Below are 20,262 nucleotides of genomic sequence, written 5' to 3'. Positions count from 1 at the left end.
GAGCCGCGCGACCGGGCCGCATCCCGAGCCACCGCCCCCCCCCCCCGGCGCGGCCTGCGGAGCCGCGCCCCCGTTCGGCTCCGGCCCCCCTCCACTCCGGCTCCGGGCCCGTAGCCCGCACCCGCCCAACCCCCGTCCGGCCCCTGCCGCCGCCCGCCCTGGCCCCCGGCAGGGTTCGCGCCGGCCTCCTGCGGTCAGCCGCGCCTGCGGCGGGTCATGACCAGGGCTCCGCCGCCCGCCAGGACCAGGGCGGCGGCGCCTGCGGCGATGTACGGGGTCGCCGAGCTGCCGCCCGTCTCGGCCAGGTCCGCCTCGGCGCGGGCGCCTTGGGCCTGCACGTCGGCCGCGGGTTCCGCGTCCGGCTCGGCGTCCTGTCGCGCGGGCGGCTCCTCGGCCTTCGCCGGCGGCTGCCCGGCCTCGGCCGCCGGGGCCGCCGGGGACTCGCAGGTCGCCTTCGCCAGGGTCACGGTGCCGTCGACCTCGGCGACGTTCAGGTCGAGGGGGTTGACGGACACCTTGAGTTCGAGCGCGGTGGCGGCGGCCGTACGGGACGTGGTCTGCGTCCTGGAGAGGTCGAGCCGTACCTCGCCGACGCCGGGCACCTTCACCTCCGTCGTCCCGCCGGTGGTCAGCGTGACCTTCTTGCCGAGGACCGTCACCGCGCCCAGCAGGTTCGCGTCGGCGACCGGCTTCTTCCCGGCCTCGCAGGTCGCCACGGAGGTGACCTGCTCGACCTCGACCACCGACAGCAGCGGCAGCCCGGGGACGTGGAGCCTGGCACGGGCGAGGTTGGTGTAGCCCTCGCTCTTCGCCGCGGTCGCCGTCGCCTTGGACTCGGCCACGTCGGCGCGCAGGACACTGAAGGGCTTGCCGCCGTCGACGCCGTCCAGCCGTGCGGTCAGCGCGGTCTTCTGGGCGGTCTCGGGCGCGTGCACCTCGTTGAGGGTGACCGCGAGCGGGACGTTCACGGTCTTGTTGAGCAGGGACACGTCGAGCCCGGTGCGCAGGACGGTGGCGCTCGCGCGGCCGTGGTCGCCGGTCGCGTGTGCGGTGCCCGCGCCGGCCAGCACGGCGGGACCGGCGGCCAGGGCCGTGGCCGCCGCGACGGTGACGAGGCGGCGTGCGGGCATGCGGAAGGTGTTGCCGTTCAAGGTGGTGGGACCCCCAGTGAGACATGCGTGCGGGACACGCATGAGCGACATGCTTGGGACCCGGAAAGAATGTCCCCGCGCACACCGAACCGTCAGCGATCCCGGGGCACTTCACCCCTTCGTGGGGTTTCCGCCTGCCTATTCGAATCTCCAGGCACGGTTGTTCCCCGACCTCACCCGCGTCGGCTAACCGACGACCCGCCCGTTCAGCACCACCCGGCGCGGAGCGGCGAGCACGCGCACGTCCGCGCGCGGGTCCTCGTCGAACACCACCAGGTCCGCCGGCGCGCCCTCGTCCAGGCCGGGACGCCCGAGCCAGCTCCGGGCGGCCCAGGTCGTCGCGGCGAGCGCCTCGACGGGCGGGATGCCGGCGGTGACCAGTTCCGCGACCTCGGCCGCCGCCAGGCCGTGGGCCAGGGAGCCGCCGGCGTCGGTGCCGACGAAGACCGGGATCCCGGCGTCGTAGGCGCTCCGTACGGTGTCGTAGCGGCGTTCGTGGAGCCGGCGCATATGGGCCGACCAGCGCGGGAAGCGGGACTCGCCGCCGTCCGCGAGCGCGGGGAAGGTGGCGATGTTGACGAGGGTGGGCACGATGGCGACGCCCCGCTCGGCGAAGAGCGGGATGGTGTCGTCCGTCAGGCCCGTGGCGTGCTCGACGCAGTCGATGCCGGCCTCGACCAGGTCGCGCAGGGAGTCCTCGGCGAAGCAGTGCGCGGTGACGCGGGCGCCCAGCCGGTGGGCCTCGGCGATGGCCGCCTCGACGGCGCCGCGGGGCCAGCAGGCGGACAGGTCGCCGAGGTCGCGGTCGATCCAGTCGCCGACCAGCTTCACCCAGCCGTCGCCGCGCCGGGCCTCCTGGGCGACGTAGGCGACGAGGTCGTCGGGCTCGACCTCCCAGGCGTAGTTGCGGATGTAGCGGCGGGTGCGGGCGATGTGCCGGCCCGCCCGGATGATCTTCGGGAGGTCCTCGCGGTCGTCGATCCAGCGGGTGTCGGACGGGGAGCCCGCGTCGCGGATGAGGAGGGTGCCCGCCTCGCGATCGGTCAGCGCCTGCTTCTCGGCGACGTCCTCGGGGACGGCCCCGTGCTGGTCCAGGCCGACGTGGCAGTGCGCGTCGACCAGGCCGGGCAGCGCCCAGCCCTCGACGGTGCGGACGTCGGCGGCCCCGGTGGGGCGGTCGTACGAGATCCGGCCGTCGATCACCCACAGCTCGTCGCGGACGTCCTCGTCCCGCGGCCCGACGAGCACCCGACCCTTCACGTGCAGCACCGTGCGATCGCTCATGTCCCGCACCCTAGACCGGCGCGGCGAGGTGTTCGAAGGCCCGGTCACCGGTCGCCCTCGCGATTGGCGGCGCGGGCGCGTAGCTCGGTCGTGTACCCGGCCGCGACGGCGCCCGCGACGGCGGTCAGGGCCAGGACGGCGACGCCGGGGTTGACGTAGCCGGGGATGTCGGCGGAGTCGTAGCCGTCGCCGTCGGCGGTCTCGCAGCGGAAGCCGAGGGGCAGGAGGGAGGCGTCGTAGTCGATCACTCGCCCGGACAGCTCCGGGGACCCGCCGGTACGGCAGGGCCGCAGCGGCGCGGAGCCGGTGCCGCCGTCCTCCGCCTCCATGACCGCGAACCCCACGCACAGCGCGCCCCAGACGTACAGCAGGGCGGCCGCCGCACCGGCACACCCCGCCAGCACGCGGAAGCCCCCGCCGGGGCGGACGGGCGCGGGAGCGGCCGCGAACGCCTCGGGGGCGGGGCCGGCGTACGTCCCGGGGCGGCGGGCGAGGACGACGGCGGTCACGACCGCGACGAGGACGAGCAGCAGGAGAACGGACACAGACCCGAGTCCACCAGGCAGACGATCATCATCGCTGTGGCGGAAGCCACAATTCCGGGCGTGGGGGTGTCGCAACGGATGCCCTCCGACGCGAGTGGCGGCAGGGGCCGTGGTTACTCTCGACTCCGTACGTGCCGTACACCTGCCCGTGAGCGAAGAGAGCAGCACAGTGACCCACCCCTTCCTGGACCTCGCCCCGCTGAGCGTCGGACGTTTCGCCGCGATCGAGGACCGGGTCGCGCGCCTGCTCGGCACCGGCCAGGACGTCGTGATCATGCAGGGCGAGGCGCTGCTGCCGCTGGAGGGCGCCATCCGCGCCGCCGCGGGGCCGGGCACCGTGGCGCTGAACGTCGTCACGGGGCCGTACGGGCAGACCTTCGGGAACTGGCTGCGGGACTGCGGCGCGACCGTGCACGACCTCTCCGTGCCGTTCCACACGGCCGTCTCCGCCGAGCGGATCCGCCAGGCCTTCACCGAGCACCCGGAGATCGACTTCGTGTCCCTGGTGCACGCCGAGGCGGCGACCGGGAACACCAACCCGGTCGCGGAGATCGGCGAGGTGGTGCGGGCGCACGGCGCGCTGTTCTACCTGGACGCCGTGGCCTCCGTGGGCGCCGAGCCGGTGCTGCCGGACGCGTGGGGCGTCGACCTGTGCGTCATCGGCGCGCAGAAGGCGATGGGCGGCCCGGCCGGCGTGTCGGCGGTGTCGGTGAGCGAGCGGGCGTGGGCGCGGATGGCCGCGAACCCCGGGGCGCCGCGCCGGTCGTACCTCTCGCTGCTGGACTGGAAGGAGCGCTGGATCGACGGTGGGCGCAAGGCGCTGCTGCACGCGCCGGCGCAGCTGGAGATGCTCGCGCTGGAGGCGTGCGTGGAGCGCATCGAGGCGGAGGGCCTCGGGACGGTGATGGCGCGGCACGCGTCGGCGGCGGCGGCCACGCGGGCCGGCGCGCTCGCCCTGGGCGGCGGTCTGGAGCCGTACGTGTACGAGGCCGAGGACGCGGCGCCGGTCGCGACGACGCTGCGGGCGCCGTCGGACGTCGACGCGTCCGAGCTGGTGGCCCGGGCCCTGGAGTCCGACCCGGCACTGCCGCTGGCCGCGGGCGGGGGCGCGCTGGCCGCGGAGATGATCCGCGTCAACCACTACGGTCCGGACGCGACGCGCGGGGCCGTGCAGGGCTGCCTGGCGGCACTGGGTGCCGCGCTGGCCGAGAAGGGACTGAAGACCGACCTGGAGGCGGCTCGGCGGGCCGTCGAGGACGCCTGGGACCGGCCGGCCGGACCCGACCTTTCGGAAGCATGAATTCAGCGGAATTCCCGAAGCTCACACAAACAGAATTAAGTAATTACACTCAGCACAGCTTCCCGTATTCTTCTGCCCGCTTTCCCGGGACCTAAACACAAAGATTTCGCGAACCTCGATCCTCGCATTTCGGGCACGTCTCCCACGGGTTACGCGATTGTGACCCGATACACATGCTGACCGTTTCGTGGCGTATGACCCGGTCAAACCCCCACATAACGCCGCTATCTCGCGCGGAAGCACGCGCCCGCGTGATAACACAGGACGCGTCCATACGTAACCCCCTCCGGCGATGCAATTTTGAATTTCGCTGGGTAAATTCAATTTGCATGACTGCCGCGCAAGCAGACCTGCAAATCGACCGTCCGAGAGTGGCCGACGGGGCCGCCCTGTGGCGGATAGCGAGGGATTCGAAGGTCCTCGACCTGAACTCGTCCTACAGCTATCTGCTCTGGTGCCGGGACTTCGCCGCCACGTCGGCCGTCGCCCGGGACGGGCACGGTGTGCCGGTCGGCTTCGTCACCGGGTACGTACGCCCGGACCGGCCGGACACGCTGCTCGTGTGGCAGGTGGCGGTCGACGAGGCGTACCGTGGTCGAAGGCTGGCCGCCGCCCTGCTCGACGGACTGGCCGCCCGGACCGTCGCGGAGTTGGGACTGACCACCCTCGAGACCACGATCTCGCCCGACAACACCGCTTCCCAGCGACTGTTCACCTCGTTCGCCGAGCGGCACGGCGCCCGACTTGAGCGCGAGGTGCTGTTCGACACGGACCTGTTCCCCGACGGGCCGCACGAGCCCGAGGTCCTGTACCGCATCGGCCCGCTGTCCGCGACCGCCGGCTGACCGACCGGCCTCCCGGACGGCCCGGCACCCCTGGCCGTCCGGCCCCCAGACTTCCCGGCCGGGACCGCACCGGTCCCCCGGACCCGTACGACCTTCCTCTCCCACCCTCACCCAACGAGGAGCGATTCGTCGTGACCATCACCCAGCCCGACCTCAGTGTCTTCGAGACCGTCGAGTCCGAGGTGCGCAGCTACTGCCGCGGCTGGCCCACCGTCTTCGACCGCGCGCTCGGCAGCCGCATGTACGACGAGGACGGCCACGAGTACCTCGACTTCTTCGCCGGAGCCGGTTCGCTCAACTACGGGCACAACAACGCCGTCCTGAAACGCGCCCTGATCGACTACCTGGAGCGCGACGGCGTCACGCACGGTCTCGACATGTCGACCACCGCCAAGCGCCGCTTCCTGGAAACGTTCCAGAACCTGGTGCTGCGTCCGCGTGACCTGCCGTACAAGGTCATGTTCCCGGGCCCGACGGGCACCAACGCCGTGGAGTCCGCCCTGAAGCTGGCGCGGAAGGTGAAGGGGCGCGAGTCGATCGTGTCGTTCACCAACGCCTTCCACGGCATGTCGCTGGGCTCGCTCGCCGTGACCGGCAACGCCTTCAAGCGGGCCGGCGCCGGCATCCCGCTGGTGCACGGCACCCCGATGCCGTTCGACAACTACTTCGACGGCACCGTCGAGGACTTCCTGTGGTTCGAGCGGCTGCTGGAGGACCAGGGCTCCGGTCTCAACAAGCCGGCCGCCGTGATCGTCGAGACCGTGCAGGGCGAGGGCGGCATCAACGTCGCCCGGGCCGAGTGGCTGCGCGCGCTGTCCGAGCTGTGCCAGCGCCAGGACATGCTGCTCATCGTCGACGACATCCAGATGGGCTGCGGCCGTACCGGCGCCTTCTTCTCCTTCGAGGAGGCGGGCATCACGCCGGACATCGTCACCGTCTCCAAGTCGATCAGCGGCTACGGCATGCCCATGGCGCTGACCCTGTTCAAGCCGGAGCTGGACGTCTGGGAGCCGGGCGAGCACAACGGCACCTTCCGCGGCAACAACCCGGCCTTCGTCACGGCGACCGCCACGCTGGAGGCGTACTGGGCCGACGGGTCGGCGATGGAGAAGCAGACCCGCGCCCGCGGCGAGCAGGTCGAGCAGCACATGATCGCCATCACCGAGGAGAACCTCGCCGACGTCAAGGAGTACCGCGGCCGCGGCCTGGTCTGGGGCCTGGAGTTCCACGACAAGGACCGTGCGGGCCGGATCGCCAAGCGCGCCTTCGAGCTGGGGCTGCTCATCGAGACGTCCGGCCCCGAGAGCGAGGTCGTGAAGCTGCTCCCGGCGCTCACCATCACGCCCGACGAGCTGGACGAGGGCATGAAGACCCTCGCGCGGGCCGTGCGCGAGACCGCCTGACACCACCATTGCTTCCGGCGCCTTCGGCCCGTGCGGCCGAAGGCGCCGGGGACCATTGCACACCCTTCACCTAGGAGGCATCGCAACACCGTGATCGTCCGTTCGTTCAAGGAGATCGAAGGCACCGACCGGCACGTGAAATCGGCGTCCGGCACCTGGGAGAGCAAGCGCATCGTCCTCGCGAAGGAGAAGGTCGGCTTCTCCCTGCACGAGACGATTCTGTACGCGGGTACGGAGACATCGATGTGGTACGCGAACCACATCGAGGCCGTCGTCTGCACCAAGGGCGAAGCCGAGTTGACCGACCGTGAGACGGGGAAGACGTACACCATCACGCCGGGCACGATGTACCTCCTCAACGGCCATGAGCGGCACACGCTCAAGGTCAAGGAGGACTTCCACTGCCTCTGCGTCTTCAACCCGCCCGTGACCGGACGGGAGGATCACGACGAGAACGGCGTCTACCCGCTGCTCACCGAGGAGGTGTGAGTCACCGTGACCATGACCACGAACGTCACCGATCTCTATCCCACCCGCGGCGCCACGGAGGTGGCGACTCCCCGGCAGGACCCGGTCGTCTGGGGCTCCCCGGACACGCCCGGTCCCGTCTCGGCCGGTGACCTGCAGTCCCTGGACCGCGACGGCTTCCTCGCCATCGACCAGCTCATCGGGCCGGACGAGGTCGAGGTCTACGCGCGTGAGTTGGAGCGGCTCACCACGGACCCGGACATCCGCGCGGACGAGCGCTCGATCGTGGAGCCGCAGTCCAAGGAGATCCGTTCGGTCTTCGAGGTGCACAAGATCAGCGAGGTGTTCGCGAAGCTGGTTCGCGACGAGCGGGTGGTCGGCCGGGCCCGGCAGATCCTCGGCTCGGACGTCTACGTCCACCAGTCCCGGATCAACGTCAAGCCGGGCTTCGGGGCCAGCGGCTTCTACTGGCACTCGGACTTCGAGACCTGGCACGCCGAGGACGGCCTGCCGAACATGCGGACGATCTCGGTCTCGATCGCGCTCACCGAGAACTACGACACCAACGGCGGTCTGATGATCATGCCGGGGTCGCACAAGACGTTCCTCGGGTGCGCGGGGGCCACGCCGAAGGACAACTACAAGAAGTCCCTGATGATGCAGGACGCGGGGACACCGTCCGACGAGGCCCTGACGAAGATGGCCTCGGAGTACGGCATCAAGCTGTTCACCGGCAAGGCCGGCTCGGCGACCTGGTTCGACTGCAACTGCATGCACGGGTCGGGCGACAACATCACGCCGTTCCCGCGCAGCAACGTGTTCATCGTGTTCAACAGCGTGGAGAACACCGCCGTCGAGCCGTTCGCGGCACCGATCCGGCGGCCGGAGTTCATCGGCGCGCGGGACTTCACTCCGGTGAAGTGACCCGCGTCTGAACTCGGGCAGGGGCCTTTTCGTGTGGGACGGGAGGCCCCTGCCCGATGTCGTCCCGGCCCGGCCGTCTCGGTCCGATCGTCTCGGTCCGGCCGTCTCAGTCCGCCAGTACGTCCAGCAACCGGTCGACGTCCGCCGCCGTGTTGTACACGTGGAACGCGGCCCGCAGATTGCCCGCCCGGTCCGAGACCTGGACGCCGGCCCGGCTCAGCTCGCCCTGCCGGTGGCCGAGTCCGGGCACGGACACGATCGCGGAGCCCGGCGCGGGCACCGGCTCGTGGCCGAGCGAGCGCACCCCCTGCCGGAACCGGTCGGCGAGGCCGGTGTCGTGGGCGTGCACGGCGTCCACGCCCAGTTCCTCGATCAGGGCCAGGGAGTGCCGGGCGCCGGTGTAGGAGAAGAGCGCCGGGCTCTCGTCGAAGCGCCGTGCGGAGTGCGCGAGTTCCTCGACGGGTCCGTAGCAGCTGTCCCAGGGATGCTCTCCCGACGCCCACCCGGCGAACAGCGGCGTGAGTCCGGCCGCCTCTCCCAGGTCCCCCGGTACGACGAGGAAGGCGACGCCCCGGGGCAGAGCACCCACTTGTAGGCCACGGCGGCCACGTAGTCGAAGTCGCCGGCGGCCAGCGGCAGCCACCCGTTGGACTGGGAGGCGTCGACCAGCGTCCGCGCGCCGTGCGCCCGGGCGGCGTCCCGCAGCGCCGCGAGGTCGGCGATCCGTCCGTCGGCGGACTGCACGGAGCTGACCGCGACGAGCGCGGTGTCCGGGCCCACCGACTCGGCGATCCGCTCCAGCGGCACGCTGCGCACCTTCAGGTCACCGCGCGTGTGCAGGGGGTTCACCAGGGAGCTGAAGTCGCCCTCCGCGGTGAGGACTTCGGCACCCGCGGGCAGCGAGGCGGCGACGAGCCCGCTGAAGGTGGCGACCGAGGCGCCGGCCGCGACCCGGGTGGCGGGCACCCCGACCAGGCGGGCGAAGGCGGACCGGCACGCCTCGACGTCGGCGAACATGTCGAGCGGCTGCCCCTCCGCCGCGGACGCCGCCGCGTCACGCATCGCGACGAGGGTCCGGGCGGGTAGCAGGCCGGTGCTGGCGGTGTTCAGGTACGTGGTCTTCGGGGCGAACTCGGCACGGACGAGGTTCTCGAAGCTCTCCATGGCACCACTGTGCGGCCCCTCGTCCTCCCCGTCCATCGCGTATTTCTACGCGGTTTCTCCAAGCAACGCTTATGCACGGGCTCTCACCTGGGGTTCTCGGCCCCCGGCACCGCACAGCCGTCGGGACCGCACGCCTCCGCGCCCCCGTCGTCGACCAGCTTCAGGGGCGTGCGCTCGCCCCACGCCTGGGTCAGCGCCCGGGCGAAGACCTCGGCGGGCTGGGCGCCGGAGACGCCGTACGCCCGGTCGAGCACGAAGAACGGCACGCCCGTGGCCCCGAGCCGCGCGGCCTCGTCCTCGTCGGCGCGCACCTCGTCGGCGTAGGCGGTGGGATCGGCGAGCACGTCGCGGGCGGCGTCCGCGTCGAGGCCGGCGGCCACGGCCAGCTCCACGAGCCGCTCGTCGTCGCCGAAGACGGAACGCTCGTCGGCGAAGTTGGCCCGGTAGAGCGCGTCCAGCAGCGCTTCCTGCCGGCCCCGCTCCTTGGCGAGGTGCAGCAGCCGGTGCATGTCGAAGGTGCTGCCGTGGTCGCGGCCCCGGGTGCGGTAGTCCAGCCCCTCGGCGGCGGCCTGCGCGCCGAGGTTGTCCTCACCGGCGTGCGCCTGCGCCTCGCTCATGCCGTACTTGGCGGTGAGCATCGCCAGCACGGGCTGGACGTCGCCCTTGGCCCGCCCGGGGTCCAGCTCGAACGACCGGTGGACCACCTCGACACCGGCACGGTGCGGGAAGGCCGCCAGCGCCTTCTCGAAGCGGGCCTTGCCCACGTAGCACCACGGGCAGGCGATGTCGCTCCAGATCTCGACGCGCATGTCTCGGCTCTTCTCCAGGTCGTACGGGTGCGGAGGCCCTCTCCACCACGTACGTGAACGTTCAAGCAGCGGGCCTCATTCCCTTGGTACGCGAAAACGCAGGGACAGGTGGTGGTCGCCCTCGGCGGGCGGGTTCTCCGGGTCGGGGAGCCAGCCCCGGCGGGCGTAGAACGCCTGGGCCCGCCGGTTGCCGACGTGCACGCCCAGGACGGCCGCCCGCCTGCCGTCGGCCCGCCACTGCTCGACGCAGGCCGTGTGCAGGGCGGTGCCGATGCCGGCGCGCCAGTGGTCGGGATCGACGTGGAACTGGAACAGCTCGACCGTGTCCGCCGGGCCCTCGCCGGGGACCCGGAAGGAGGCGATGCCGACCAGGCTTCCCCGCTGCACGGCGCACAGCACGTGCCCGTCGGCCCGCCCGGCGGCGCTGCGCCAGGCGGCGACCCAGTCGAAGCCGTCGTCGGGGAGCCCGTCCGGGTAGTACGTCGCCCGGGCCCGGGCGTGCAGGGCGGCAACGGTCTCCGCCTCGGCGGGCAGGACGGTACGGATCACCCGGCTTCCGGTCACACGTTCGTCGATCATGCAACGCAGGACGCGGGAGCCGGGCCTTCCGGTTGCGTCAGACGCCGTCGCGCAGGTCCGCCGGCCAGGCCGGGCGGAACTCCAGGTGGTCGTACGTCACCACGCACCCCTCCCCCGTCGGCGCCTGCGCCAGGAAGCCGACCAGCGCCGCGCCGGTCTCCTTCTCGTCGCCCAGGGTGAACAGCCGGACGAAGGTCCAGCGCTCGCCGTCGAGGGAGGCGTGGAAGGCGAAGGCCCGTCCGGTCCGGCTGACCCGCAGCCAGACGGAACTTCCCTGCACCGTGAAGGAGTTGCAGTCGTCGGAGTGCCCCCGGGTGACCACCGTGCAGACGGTGGGCACGTCCGGGGAGTACTCCAGGCACAGCTTGGCCCAGGCCCGCTCGCCGACGTGGACGTAGAGGACCCCGGCGTCGAAGGCGCCGTTGAACCCGACCGTGACCCGGGCGATCAGCTGGAAGTCCCCGTCGGGGGCGCCCAGCAGCCGGGGCGCGTCGGAGGCCGGCTCCAGTGCCTCCCCCGTCGGCGGCACGAACCGGTCCTGCCGGGGGCCGGCCGATCCGGTGAGGACGCCGTCCTCGTAGGACCAGCCGCCGTCGGGGCCGTGCGGGCGGAGGGGGAAGGGCAGTTCGGGAAGTTCGAGATGCATGTCCCTACCGCTCCAGAACCCCGTTGAACCGACGAGGCAGCCCCAGCGGATTCCCGTCCCGCAGCTCCGCGGGAAGCAGCGCCTCCGGCGTGTTCTGGTACGCGACCGGCCGCAGCCACCGCTCGATCGCGGTACCGCCCACCGACGTGGACGTCGAGGTCGTGGCCGGGTACGGCCCCCCGTGCTGCTGAGCCGCCGCCACGGCGACACCGGTCGGCCAGCCGTTGACCAGCACCCGCCCCGCGAGCGGCGTCAGCTCCGCGAGGATCTCCGCCCCGCGCCCCTCGCCCGCCGCCTCCTCGGCGGAGAGCTGCACGGTCGCCGTGAGGTTGCCGGGGAGCCGGGACAGCACGCCCCGCACCTCGGCCTCGTCCTCGTAGCGGGCCACCACGGTGACCGGCCCGAAGCACTCCTCCAGGAGCAGGTCGTGCTCGCCCTCCGCCGCCAGCCGCCCGGCCGGCACGGTCAGGAACCCGGCGGCGACGGTGTGCTCGCCGCCCGAGCCCGGCGTCACCGGGGAGTCCACGTCGGGCAGCGCCGCGCGCTCGGCGACGCCGGCGACGAAGTTGTCCCGCATGCGGTGGTCGAGCAGCACGCCGGCGTCGGTGTCGCTGACCGCGTCCGTGAGGGACTTGACCAGGCCGTCACCGGCGGCGCCCGCCGGCACCAGGACCAGGCCGGGCTTCACGCAGAACTGGCCGACGCCCAGTGTCATCGAGCCGGCCAGACCGGCGCCGATCGCCTCCGCCCGCTCGGCGGCCGCCGCCTCCGTGACGACGACCGGGTTCAGCGAGCCCAGTTCGCCGTGGAAGGGGATCGGGACCGGACGCGCGGCGGCGGCGTCGAACAGGGCGCGGCCACCGCGCACGGACCCGGTGAAGCCGGCCGCCGCGACCAGCGGGTGCCTGATCAGTTCGACGCCGGCCTCGAAGCCGTGCACCAGGCCGACGACGCCGTCCGGGATGTCGTGCCGGGCGGCGGCCCGGCGCAGCACCTTGGCGACCAGCTCGGACAGGGCCGGGTGGTCGGGGTGGGCCTTGACGACGACCGGGCAGCCGGCCGCGAGCGCGCTCGCCGTGTCACCGCCGGGGACGGAGAAGGCGAAGGGGAAGTTGGACGCCGAGTAGACGGCGACGACGCCGAGGGGCACCTTGTAGCGGCGCAGGTCCGGGACGGGCGGGGTCGCGGTGTCGTCGGGGTGGTCGACGACGACACCGAGGAACTCGCCCTCGTCGACGATGTCGGCGAAGGCCCGCAGCTGGTAGCAGGTGCGGGCGAGTTCGCCGGTGAGCCGGACCGGGCCGAGCGCGGTCTCCGCGTCGGCCGCCTCGACGAGGGTGCTCTCGGCCGCCTTCAGCTCGTCGGCGGCGGTACGCAGGAACGCCGCGCGGACGGTACGGTCGGCGAGCGCGTCCCGGGCGGCGTGCGCGGCGCGGACGGCGGCGTCCACCTCCTGGGCCGTGGCTTCCACCGCGACCTGTTCACGCTGCTTCCCGGTACGGGGGTCGACACTCCAGACTGGTGCTGCTGCCACCGCGGGTCCCTTCACGTGCTGTAGTGCTGTACCTGGGAACTCGTTCGATATACTGAACGCTGTCTCTACTGATGAATATGCTGTCGGAGACTATATCTTCAGCTTCTCGTCGAACGAAGGGGTCAGGGCGATGTCGGCTGTCGAGACGGGGGGCGGAGCGCAGGTCAAGTCCGCGGTGCGGACGGTTGAACTGCTCGAGTACTTCGCCGGACGCCCCGGTATGCACACCCTCGCGTCGGTCCAGGAGGCCGTCGGCTATCCCAAGTCCAGTCTCTACATGCTGCTGCGCACGCTGGTGGAGCTGGGCTGGGTGGAGACGGACGCGACGGGCACGCGGTACGGCATCGGCGTACGGGCGCTGCTGGTCGGCACGTCGTACATCGACGGCGACGAGGTGGTCGCGGCGGCGCGGCCGACGCTGGACCGGCTCTCCGACGACACCACGGAGACCATCCACCTCGCGCGCCTGGACGGCACCAACGTCGTCTACCTCGCCACCCGCCAGTCGCAGCACTACCTGCGGCCGTTCACCCGGGTCGGCCGCCGGCTGCCCGCGCACTCGACGTCGCTGGGCAAGGCGCTGCTGAGCACGTACACCGACGAGCAGGTCCGCAAGCTGCTCCCGGAGACGCTGCCCGCGCTGACCGAGCACACGATCACCGACCGGGAGAAGCTCATCGAGGAGCTGCGCCAGGTGCGGGAGCAGGGTTTCGCCGTGGACCGCGAGGAGAACACGCTGGGGCTGCGCTGCTTCGGCGTGGCGGTCCCCTACCGCACCCCCGCGCGGGACGCGATCAGCTGCTCGGTGCCGGTCGCGCGGCTGACGCCCGCGCACGAGCAGATGGTGAAGGACGCGCTGTTCGACGCGCGCGACCGGCTGACACTGGCCACGCGTAGGCTCTGATCCATGCACATCGCTCTGCGCGAGGTACACGACAGTGATCTGCCCGTCTTCTTCCGGCAGATGAACGATCCGGAGGCCCTGCGCATGGCGGCCTTCACCCCCGAGGATCCGGCGGACCGGGACGCCTTCGAGACCCACTGGAGAAAGATCCGGGCCTCGGTCGACGTCGTGCGGACGATCCTCGGCGACGGTGACGTCATCGGCAGCGCGGCGGTGTACGGGGAGCCGGGCGAGCGCGAGGTGACGTACTGGGTGGACCGGGCCTACTGGGGCCGGGGCGTGGCCACGGCGGCGCTGCGGGTCCTGCTGGCCGAGGTGCCGGACCGTCCGCTGTACGCGCGGGCGGCGGCGGACAACACCGGGTCGCTGCGGGTCCTGGAGAAGTGCGGCTTCGAGGAGAGCGCCCACGCCCGGGGGTTCGCCCCTGCCCGGGGCGAGGAGATCGACGAGGTCGTACTCCACCTCGCGGGCTGACCGGCTCCGCCGCGCGGCGGAGCCGGATCGTCGCCGCGCAGGAGGCGCCCGGGGTGCTCGCGCGGGAGCGTGGAGGCATGACGCAGACGCTCGCCTCCGCCCCCTCCCCGGCCGCCGCACACCCCGGCGCCACCCGGACCCGCCGGCTGCTGCGGGCGGTCGCCGTCCTCGCCTGCCTGCCGTACGTCGGGCTCAAGGTCGCCTGGATCGCGGGGAGTCGGGCCGGGATCCCGGAAGGCAGCGTCCTGCTGGACCACCGGGCCACCATGATCGCGGCCAACGGGCTCACCCTGCTGCTGGACAGCTGTGTGATCGTGCTGGCGCTGATGCTGACCCGGCCGTGGGGTCTGCGGGTGCCGGCGTGGCCGCTGGCGTTCCCGGTGTGGGTCGCCGCGGGGCTGCTCGCGCCGATCATGGCGGGGTTCCCGCTGCAGCTCCTGACGCGGGCGCTCGGCGGTGACACCGCCACCGAGTCCGGACCGGGGCGTGAACCCTTCCTCGACGCATGGGTGTTCGGCATCGTGTACACCGGGTTCATCGTGCAGGGACTCGCCCTCGGGACACTGTTCGTGCTCTACGCACGGGACCGCTGGGGGCGCCTGTGGCGCGGGCGGGTGTGGGAACTGCCGGTCGGCGTCGTCAGGACGCCGTACAAGGCCCTCGCCCTCGCCACGGCGGTCCTCGCGTCGTTCCCGCTCGCCGTCCGGCTGTACTGGGCGTGCGGCGGCACGGCGGGGCTCGGGGCCGGGGACCGCACCAGCGACTTCCGGGTGCTGGAGGGCATGCACGTCGCCTTCCTCCTCGCGGCCGTCGGCGGCACGCTGCTGCTCGCCTTCCACCGCGCCCGCGTGCTGCCGGTGACGGTGCCGCTGGCCGCCGCCTGGGTCGGGTCCGGTGCCGCGGCCTGCTGGGGCGGCTGGGTGCTGTTCGCCGCGCTGCTGCCGGTCGATGATCCCGCCGACCGCCCGGCACAGCTGATGATGCTCGCCTACGCTGGGCAGATGACCGTCGGTCTTCTCCTCGCCTCAGTCGGCGCCCACTTCCTCGCCCGGCGGTCGGCCACGTCCCGCACGCTGCCGTGACCGCTCTCGCCCGGCTCCTGTTCGGCCGGCGGGCCCGCCTGCGGTGGATCCACCTGATCCTCGGTGGCGCGCTCGCCATGCCGTACGTCCTCGTCGGCTCGGTCGTCGTCGGCCCGCTCGCCGGGGACGCGGACGTCTTCCGGTCGCTCTCCCTGCAACTGGCCTCGTTCGCCTTCGGGTTGCCGCTCGCCGCCGTCACCTCGCTGTTCCCGCTGACCCGCCCTCTGGAGTCCGGGGTCGTGCGGTGGCTGTGCGGGGTGGAGGCCGACCGGCTCGCCTACGGGCCCGCCCGCACGAAGGGCGAGAAGGGGCGCACGGCGACCTGGTTCACGCTGCACCTGGGGACCGGCGGGATCATCGCGGGGATGTCGCTCGCGGTGCCGCCGTTCGCGGCCGCGCTGATCGCGCTGCCCTTCGTGCCGGCCCTGCGCGACGAGCGGGCGGGCCTGCCGGGCGTCCTCCACCACACCTGGGCGCTCGCGCTCGCGCCGGTCGCGGGCGCCGCGATGCTGGTCGCGCTCGCCGGATGCGCCGCCGGGTGCGGCGCGCTGCTGGCCCGTTGGGCGCCCGCGCTGCTCGGCCCGTCCCCGGAGGACCGGGTCGCGGCGGCCGAGGCACGCGCCGCCGACCTCGCCGTCCGCAACCGGCTCGCGCGCGAGCTGCACGACTCCGTCGGCCACGCCCTGAGCGCGGTCACCCTCCAGGCGAGCGCGGCCCGCCGGCTCCTGGACACCGACCCGGAGTTCGCCCGCGAGGCGCTCGCCGCGATCGAGGACACCACGCGCCGCACGGTCGGCGAACTCGACGCCGTGCTGGGCGTCCTACGGGACGGCGACGCGCCCGGCACCGCGCCGGCGCCGACGCTCGCCGCCGACCTCGACGGCCTGCTGCGCCGCACCCGCGCGGGCGGACTGCGGGTGACGGCCACCGTCACCACCGACCCGGAGGCGCTGCCGCCGCTGGTCTCCCGCGAGGCGTACCGCATCGTGCAGGAGGGGCTGAGCAACGCGCTCAGGCACACGGGCGGGCAGGCCGCCGTGGCGCTGCGCGTCGACGTGCTGGACGATCACCTGCGGATCACCGTCGAGAATCCCCTCGGCGAGGCCGGCGGGACGGCGGACACGTCGCGCCGCCCCGGTGGCGGCCACGGCCTGCGCGGCATCGCCGACCGGGCCCGCCTGCTGGGCGGCGCGGCGGAGGCGGGCGACGTCGAGGGGACGTGGCGGCTCCACGTACGACTGCCGCTGAAGGGAACCGAAGGGAACCGTACGACCCCGCCCGGACGAGACCGTGAGACTTACTCGACAGACACCGCGTGACCCGCCAGGAAGACACCGCGCGACCCGCCCGAAAGACACCGCGTGACCCGCCCGAAGGAGACCGTGTGACCCGCCCGCCGATCCGGATCGTCCTCGCCGACGACGAGCGCATGGTCCGCGGCGCCCTGCGCGCCATCCTCTCCGCCGAGCCGGACATGGAGGTCGCCGGAGAGGCGGCCACCGGGGCCGAGGCCGTCTCCGTCGTACGGGAGACCCGGCCGGACGTGGTCCTCATGGACGTCCGCATGCCCGAGGTCGACGGCATCCGCGCCACCGAGCAGATCCTCGCCACGCTCGACGCACCGCCCCGCATCGTGGTCGTGACCACCTTCGAGAACGACTCCTACGTCTACGACGCGCTGCGCGCCGGGGCCGCCGGCTTCCTGCTCAAGCGCGCCGACGCCGACACCCTCGTCCAGTCCGTACGGCTGGTGGCGCACAGCGACACGCTGCTGTTCCCGGCGGCGGTACGGACGCTGGCCGCCGAGCACGCGCGCGCGAACCCCGCCCCGCCGGCCTGGGTGGCACGGCTCACGGAACGCGAGGGCGAGGTGCTGCGCCTGATGGCGACCGGGCTGACCAACGCGGAGATCGCCGAGCGCATGCGGGTGGGGCCCGCCACGGTGAAGACCCACGTCGCGTCGGTGCTCGCGAAGACCGGCACGCGGGACCGCACCCAGGCGGTGATCCAGGCGTACGAGGCGGGGTTCACCAAGCCCGTTTCATGAACGGAAGATGAGAAATCGGGGCGGACGGAACGATTCGCTCCCGCCCGTTCGTCCTCTCAGCGGGATGAACAAGACGATCAGGCGCGCCTCGGTCTTCACGCTGCTCCTGGTGTTCGCTCTGCTGATCAGGGCGACCTGGGTGCAGTTCTACAAGGCCGAGGCACTCGCGGACGACAAGGAAAACCGGCGGAACGCGATCGAGACGTACGCGGAGCCGCTCGGGAACATCATCGTGGCCGGCCGGTCGATCACCGGCTCGGCGCCGACGGAAGGCGGTGACCTCGCCTACAAGCGCACGTACGACAAGGGCAAGCTGTACGCGGCGGTGACGGGCTACGCCTCGCAGGCGTACGCGCCGACGCAGCTGGAGGGCATCTACCAGGACGTGCTCAACGGCACCGACCCGCGGCTGAAGACGGTGATGGACACGATCACCGGCACGCGGGCCGAGCCCGGCAACGTGGTCACGACGATCGACCCGGCGGTGCAGAAGGCCGGGATCGAGGCGCTGGGCGAGACCAAGGGCGCCGCCGTCGCGATCGACCCGGAGACGGGCCGGATCCTGTCGGTCGTGTCGACCCCGTCGTACGACCCGACGTCGCTGACCGACGCCAACTCCGCCGGTGAGGCCTGGGAGAAGCTCACCAGTGACCCCGACAAGCCGCTGACCAACCGCGCGCTGCGCCAGCCGCTGCCGCCGGGCTCGACGTTCAAGCTGGTGGTGGCGGCCGCCGCGCTGGAGGACGGGCTGTACGGGTCGGTGGACGAGAAGACCGACAGCCCGGACCCGTACACGCTGCCGGGCACCGTGACGGACCTGACCAACGAGAACCCGAACGCCCCCTGCGAGGACGCCACGATCCGCACCGCGCTGCAGTACTCGTGCAACAACGTCTTCGCGAAGATGGCCGTCGACCTCGGCCAGGACAAGCTGCGGGCGATGGCCGAGAAGTTCGGCTTCAACGACGAGTCGCAGGACGTGCCGGTGCGCGCCTACACGAGCGTGTACCCGAAGGACATGAACAGGTCGTCGACGGCCCTGACGGGCATCGGCCAGTTCGACGTGACGGCGACCCCGCTCCAGATGGCGATGGTCTCGGCGGCCCTCGCCAACGGCGGCGAGCTGGTCTCCCCGCACATGGTGTCGCAGATCACCGACAGCGGCGGCGACGTCCTGGAGGACCACACCGACCCGGGCTCGAAGCGGATCGTCTCCTCCTCCACCGCCGAGCAGCTCCAGTCGGCCATGGAGACCGTCGTCGACAAGGGCACGGGGTCGAACGCGCAGATCTACGGCGCGACCGTGGGCGGCAAGACGGGCACGGCCCAGCACGGCGAGAACAACAGCAAGACCCCGTACGCCTGGTTCACCTCGTACGCCAAGTCCGACACGTCGGACAAGGAGGTCGCCGTGGCGGTCATCATCGAGCAGTCCGACGCGGCCCGTTCCGAGGTCAGCGGCAACGGCCTGGCGGCCCCGGTGGCCAAGGCGATGATGGAGGCGGCGCTCAAGGGCTGACTCCCCCGGGCCGGTTCGGTCTGCCATACGGCGTTCGACGCACCGCACGGCCGGCGCGTCGAACGCTGCTACAGTTCCGGACCCGGGCCCGGCGCACGGCTGTTCGACGCCGGGGAAGCCGCTGCGAGGAGAGTCCGCCGTGGGGACAGTCGTCGACGACGCCGCCGCCGCGGAGTTCCACGCCTTCTTCGAGCGCCACTACGCCGAACTCGCCCGCCTCGCCCACCTGCTGACCGGTGAGCCGGACGCCGCCGACGACCTGGCGGCGGACGCGCTGCTGGCCCTGTGGCACCGCTGGGACCGGGTCCGCGCGGCCGACCGTCCGGTGGCGTACGCGCGCGGTGTCGTCGCCAACCTCGCCCGCACCCGCGTCCGCACCGCCGTCCGAGAACGCAGACGGGTCGCCCTGTTCTGGTCGCAGCGCGAGGAGAGGACGGAGGACCCGGACGTCGCCGGTGTGGTGGACGTCCAGGAGGCGCTGCGCCGGCTGCCGTTCCGCAAGCGGGCGTGCGTGGTGCTGCGGCACGCGTTCGACCTCTCCGAGAAGGACACGGCGCTCGCCCTGGGCGTCTCGGTGGGTACGGTGAAGAGCCAGACGTCGAAGGCGGTGGCCGAACTGCAGCGGTTGCTCGGCACGCAGTCGGTTCCGAAGCGGGTGCACGCGGCGATCGCGCGCAGCGGTGGGGCCGCGGGGAGGAACCGATGACCGGGCGGGGGGACGTGGACGAGGAACTGCGCGCCCGGCTGCACGAGGCGGCCGGGGCGCACGAGCCCGACCGGGCGCGCATCCTGGCCCGGGTCGAGCGCGGCATGGCGGGCCAGGGCCGGGACCGCCCCGGGCACTTCGGGGCGACGCGTCCGCCGTCGCTGGGCTGGGCGCGGGTGGCCGGTGCCACGGCCGCGGTGGCGGGCGTCCTGGCGGTCGGCGGCTACGCGGTCGCGTCCGCGCTCAAGGACGACGCTCCCCCGCAGCGTTCGGTCGCCACCTCGCCGACCCCCGCGCCGTCACCGGAGGCCGCCACCGGCCGGGCGCCCGCCCCGCCGGCCGGCCCGACGCCGAGTGCCCCGCCCGGGACGGAGACCCCGGACGCCCCCGCGTCCTCCCGGCCGCCGGCCGCGACCGGGAGCGCGACCGCCCGGCCGCCCGTCTCCGCCGTGGAGGACGGCCCGCTGTGGTCGGACGGCTCGGTGGACCCGCACAGCCACGAATTCTGGGCACAGAGCAACATCACCCTGAAGACCGGTGAACCGCTGACCGCGCTCACCGTCGAGCTGGTGGTGGCGCAGACCGGCGGGGTCACGTCCACCGGCGCCTGGCGGTCGCTGCAGGAGGAGGACTTCACGTTCACGGTCGAGGAGCGGGACGGTTTCCTCGTCCACCGGTGGACGCTCAAGCAGGGCCGAACGGTCCCGGCGGGCGAGTGGATGTTCGCCGGCCAGTACGACCACGAGCGCGGCGACCGGGACGCGGGCGGCGACCGCTACTCCGCGACGGCCACCGCCGGATCCGAACGGCTCTCGGTGCGGGGCGGCTTCGCACCCCGCGACGGGGGTTCGTGAAGAGCCGCGGCGTGAAGGGCGAGT

At 72.7% G+C, this 20,262-nt stretch carries 20 protein-coding genes and 1 pseudogene; 13 read left to right on the top strand and 8 right to left on the bottom strand.

What is annotated here, in order from left to right; translation table 11 throughout:
* Window positions 1-194 precede the first annotated feature (194 nt).
* The 3 genes from RI578_RS30140 to RI578_RS30130 form a co-directional block, all read right to left on the bottom strand.
* On the bottom strand, window positions 195-1,151 hold the full coding sequence (locus tag RI578_RS30140) for an SCO1860 family LAETG-anchored protein (protein WP_310874013.1): 957 nt from the start codon (window positions 1,149-1,151) through the stop codon (window positions 195-197).
* Between the two features lie 186 nt (window positions 1,152-1,337).
* Window positions 1,338-2,435 carry an amidohydrolase family protein gene (locus RI578_RS30135; RefSeq protein WP_310874012.1) on the bottom strand — a complete coding sequence of 366 codons (1,098 nt, stop codon included), beginning with the start codon at window positions 2,433-2,435 and terminating at the stop codon, window positions 1,338-1,340.
* A gap of 44 nt (window positions 2,436-2,479) precedes the next feature.
* Complete coding sequence (locus tag RI578_RS30130) at window positions 2,480-2,980, bottom strand: hypothetical protein (protein ID WP_310874011.1); 501 nt, start codon at window positions 2,978-2,980, stop codon at window positions 2,480-2,482.
* A gap of 169 nt (window positions 2,981-3,149) precedes the next feature.
* On the opposite strand from RI578_RS30130, the gene RI578_RS30125 reads away from it, so the two are divergent.
* The 5 genes from RI578_RS30125 to thpD all read left to right on the top strand — a co-directional run bounded on the left by RI578_RS30125 (window position 3,150) and on the right by thpD (window position 7,920).
* The gene (locus RI578_RS30125) at window positions 3,150-4,280 is read left to right on the top strand and encodes an aminotransferase class V-fold PLP-dependent enzyme (protein WP_310874010.1); all 1,131 of its coding nucleotides are present in this window, start codon (window positions 3,150-3,152) and stop codon (window positions 4,278-4,280) included.
* Window positions 4,281-4,609: 329 nt separating this feature from the next.
* A complete protein-coding gene (ectA, locus tag RI578_RS30120; protein WP_121746344.1) occupies window positions 4,610-5,125 on the top strand; it encodes a diaminobutyrate acetyltransferase in 516 nt (171 codons plus the stop codon).
* A 131-nt stretch (window positions 5,126-5,256) separates the two neighbouring features.
* Window positions 5,257-6,528, top strand: coding sequence for a diaminobutyrate--2-oxoglutarate transaminase (gene ectB, locus RI578_RS30115; protein ID WP_310874009.1), 1,272 nt, complete (start codon window positions 5,257-5,259; stop codon window positions 6,526-6,528).
* 90 nt (window positions 6,529-6,618) lie between these two features.
* On the top strand, window positions 6,619-7,017 hold the full coding sequence (locus RI578_RS30110; protein WP_121746346.1) for an ectoine synthase: 399 nt from the start codon (window positions 6,619-6,621) through the stop codon (window positions 7,015-7,017).
* A 12-nt stretch (window positions 7,018-7,029) separates the two neighbouring features.
* Window positions 7,030-7,920 carry an ectoine hydroxylase gene (gene thpD, locus RI578_RS30105; RefSeq protein ID WP_310875899.1) on the top strand — a complete coding sequence of 297 codons (891 nt, stop codon included), beginning with the start codon at window positions 7,030-7,032 and terminating at the stop codon, window positions 7,918-7,920.
* Window positions 7,921-8,026: 106 nt separating this feature from the next.
* Here thpD and RI578_RS30100 read toward each other — a convergent pair.
* From RI578_RS30100 to RI578_RS30080, 5 genes and pseudogenes are all read right to left on the bottom strand, one after another.
* Window positions 8,027-9,120: pseudogene (locus tag RI578_RS30100) on the bottom strand (aminotransferase class V-fold PLP-dependent enzyme).
* A gap of 47 nt (window positions 9,121-9,167) precedes the next feature.
* Window positions 9,168-9,893, bottom strand: coding sequence for a DsbA family oxidoreductase (locus RI578_RS30095; RefSeq protein WP_310874008.1), 726 nt, complete (start codon window positions 9,891-9,893; stop codon window positions 9,168-9,170).
* 75 nt (window positions 9,894-9,968) lie between these two features.
* Window positions 9,969-10,472, bottom strand: coding sequence for a GNAT family N-acetyltransferase (locus RI578_RS30090; RefSeq protein WP_310874007.1), 504 nt, complete (start codon window positions 10,470-10,472; stop codon window positions 9,969-9,971).
* A gap of 37 nt (window positions 10,473-10,509) precedes the next feature.
* Entirely contained in the window at window positions 10,510-11,118 is a 609-nt protein-coding gene (locus RI578_RS30085) for a DUF1349 domain-containing protein (RefSeq protein WP_310874006.1), read from the bottom strand.
* A gap of 4 nt (window positions 11,119-11,122) precedes the next feature.
* Entirely contained in the window at window positions 11,123-12,652 is a 1,530-nt protein-coding gene (locus tag RI578_RS30080) for an aldehyde dehydrogenase (NADP(+)) (protein WP_310874005.1), read from the bottom strand.
* Between the two features lie 130 nt (window positions 12,653-12,782).
* Here RI578_RS30080 and RI578_RS30075 point away from each other — a divergent pair, with 130 nt between their 5' ends.
* The 8 genes from RI578_RS30075 to RI578_RS30040 all read left to right on the top strand — a co-directional run bounded on the left by RI578_RS30075 (window position 12,783) and on the right by RI578_RS30040 (window position 20,238).
* Window positions 12,783-13,556, top strand: coding sequence for an IclR family transcriptional regulator (locus tag RI578_RS30075; protein ID WP_310874004.1), 774 nt, complete (start codon window positions 12,783-12,785; stop codon window positions 13,554-13,556).
* Window positions 13,557-13,559: 3 nt separating this feature from the next.
* On the top strand, window positions 13,560-14,030 hold the full coding sequence (locus RI578_RS30070) for a GNAT family N-acetyltransferase (protein ID WP_310874003.1): 471 nt from the start codon (window positions 13,560-13,562) through the stop codon (window positions 14,028-14,030).
* Window positions 14,031-14,107: 77 nt separating this feature from the next.
* Window positions 14,108-15,112 carry a hypothetical protein gene (locus RI578_RS30065; protein ID WP_310874002.1) on the top strand — a complete coding sequence of 335 codons (1,005 nt, stop codon included), beginning with the start codon at window positions 14,108-14,110 and terminating at the stop codon, window positions 15,110-15,112.
* A complete protein-coding gene (locus RI578_RS30060) occupies window positions 15,109-16,431 on the top strand; it encodes a histidine kinase (protein ID WP_310874001.1) in 1,323 nt (440 codons plus the stop codon). The genes RI578_RS30065 and RI578_RS30060 overlap by 4 nt, the downstream gene beginning before the upstream one ends.
* A 65-nt stretch (window positions 16,432-16,496) precedes the next feature.
* Entirely contained in the window at window positions 16,497-17,159 is a 663-nt protein-coding gene (locus RI578_RS30055) for a response regulator transcription factor (RefSeq protein WP_310874000.1), read from the top strand.
* 64 nt (window positions 17,160-17,223) lie between these two features.
* Window positions 17,224-18,678: a penicillin-binding transpeptidase domain-containing protein gene (locus RI578_RS30050; protein ID WP_310873999.1), complete on the top strand. Its 1,455-nt coding sequence runs from the start codon at window positions 17,224-17,226 to the stop codon at window positions 18,676-18,678.
* Between the two features lie 139 nt (window positions 18,679-18,817).
* On the top strand, window positions 18,818-19,384 hold the full coding sequence (locus tag RI578_RS30045) for a SigE family RNA polymerase sigma factor (RefSeq protein ID WP_310873998.1): 567 nt from the start codon (window positions 18,818-18,820) through the stop codon (window positions 19,382-19,384).
* Window positions 19,381-20,238, top strand: a complete 858-nt coding sequence (locus RI578_RS30040; protein ID WP_310873997.1) for a hypothetical protein — start codon at window positions 19,381-19,383, stop codon at window positions 20,236-20,238. Before RI578_RS30045 ends, RI578_RS30040 begins: the two co-directional genes overlap by 4 nt.
* Window positions 20,239-20,262 lie beyond the last annotated feature (24 nt).

It is taken from the genome of Streptomyces sp. BB1-1-1, assembly GCF_031597775.1.
Taxonomy (GTDB): domain Bacteria; phylum Actinomycetota; class Actinomycetes; order Streptomycetales; family Streptomycetaceae; genus Streptomyces; species Streptomyces thinghirensis.
This window is presented reverse-complemented; position numbering and strand designations above follow the sequence as displayed.

Coding starts and splice junctions, on each gene's coding strand:
- RI578_RS30135 (WP_310874012.1), bottom strand. CDS start 2,435: ATGAGCGATCGCACGGTGCTGCACGTGAAGGGTCGGGTGCTCGTCGGG.
- ectA (WP_121746344.1), top strand. CDS start 4,610: ATGACTGCCGCGCAAGCAGACCTGCAAATCGACCGTCCGAGAGTGGCC.
- thpD (WP_310875899.1), top strand. CDS start 7,030: ATGACCACGAACGTCACCGATCTCTATCCCACCCGCGGCGCCACGGAG.
- RI578_RS30095 (WP_310874008.1), bottom strand. CDS start 9,893: ATGCGCGTCGAGATCTGGAGCGACATCGCCTGCCCGTGGTGCTACGTG.
- RI578_RS30090 (WP_310874007.1), bottom strand. CDS start 10,472: ATGATCGACGAACGTGTGACCGGAAGCCGGGTGATCCGTACCGTCCTG.
- RI578_RS30085 (WP_310874006.1), bottom strand. CDS start 11,118: ATGCATCTCGAACTTCCCGAACTGCCCTTCCCCCTCCGCCCGCACGGC.
- RI578_RS30075 (WP_310874004.1), top strand. CDS start 12,783: ATGTCGGCTGTCGAGACGGGGGGCGGAGCGCAGGTCAAGTCCGCGGTG.
- RI578_RS30070 (WP_310874003.1), top strand. CDS start 13,560: ATGCACATCGCTCTGCGCGAGGTACACGACAGTGATCTGCCCGTCTTC.
- RI578_RS30065 (WP_310874002.1), top strand. CDS start 14,108: ATGACGCAGACGCTCGCCTCCGCCCCCTCCCCGGCCGCCGCACACCCC.
- RI578_RS30050 (WP_310873999.1), top strand. CDS start 17,224: ATGAACAAGACGATCAGGCGCGCCTCGGTCTTCACGCTGCTCCTGGTG.
- RI578_RS30040 (WP_310873997.1), top strand. CDS start 19,381: ATGACCGGGCGGGGGGACGTGGACGAGGAACTGCGCGCCCGGCTGCAC.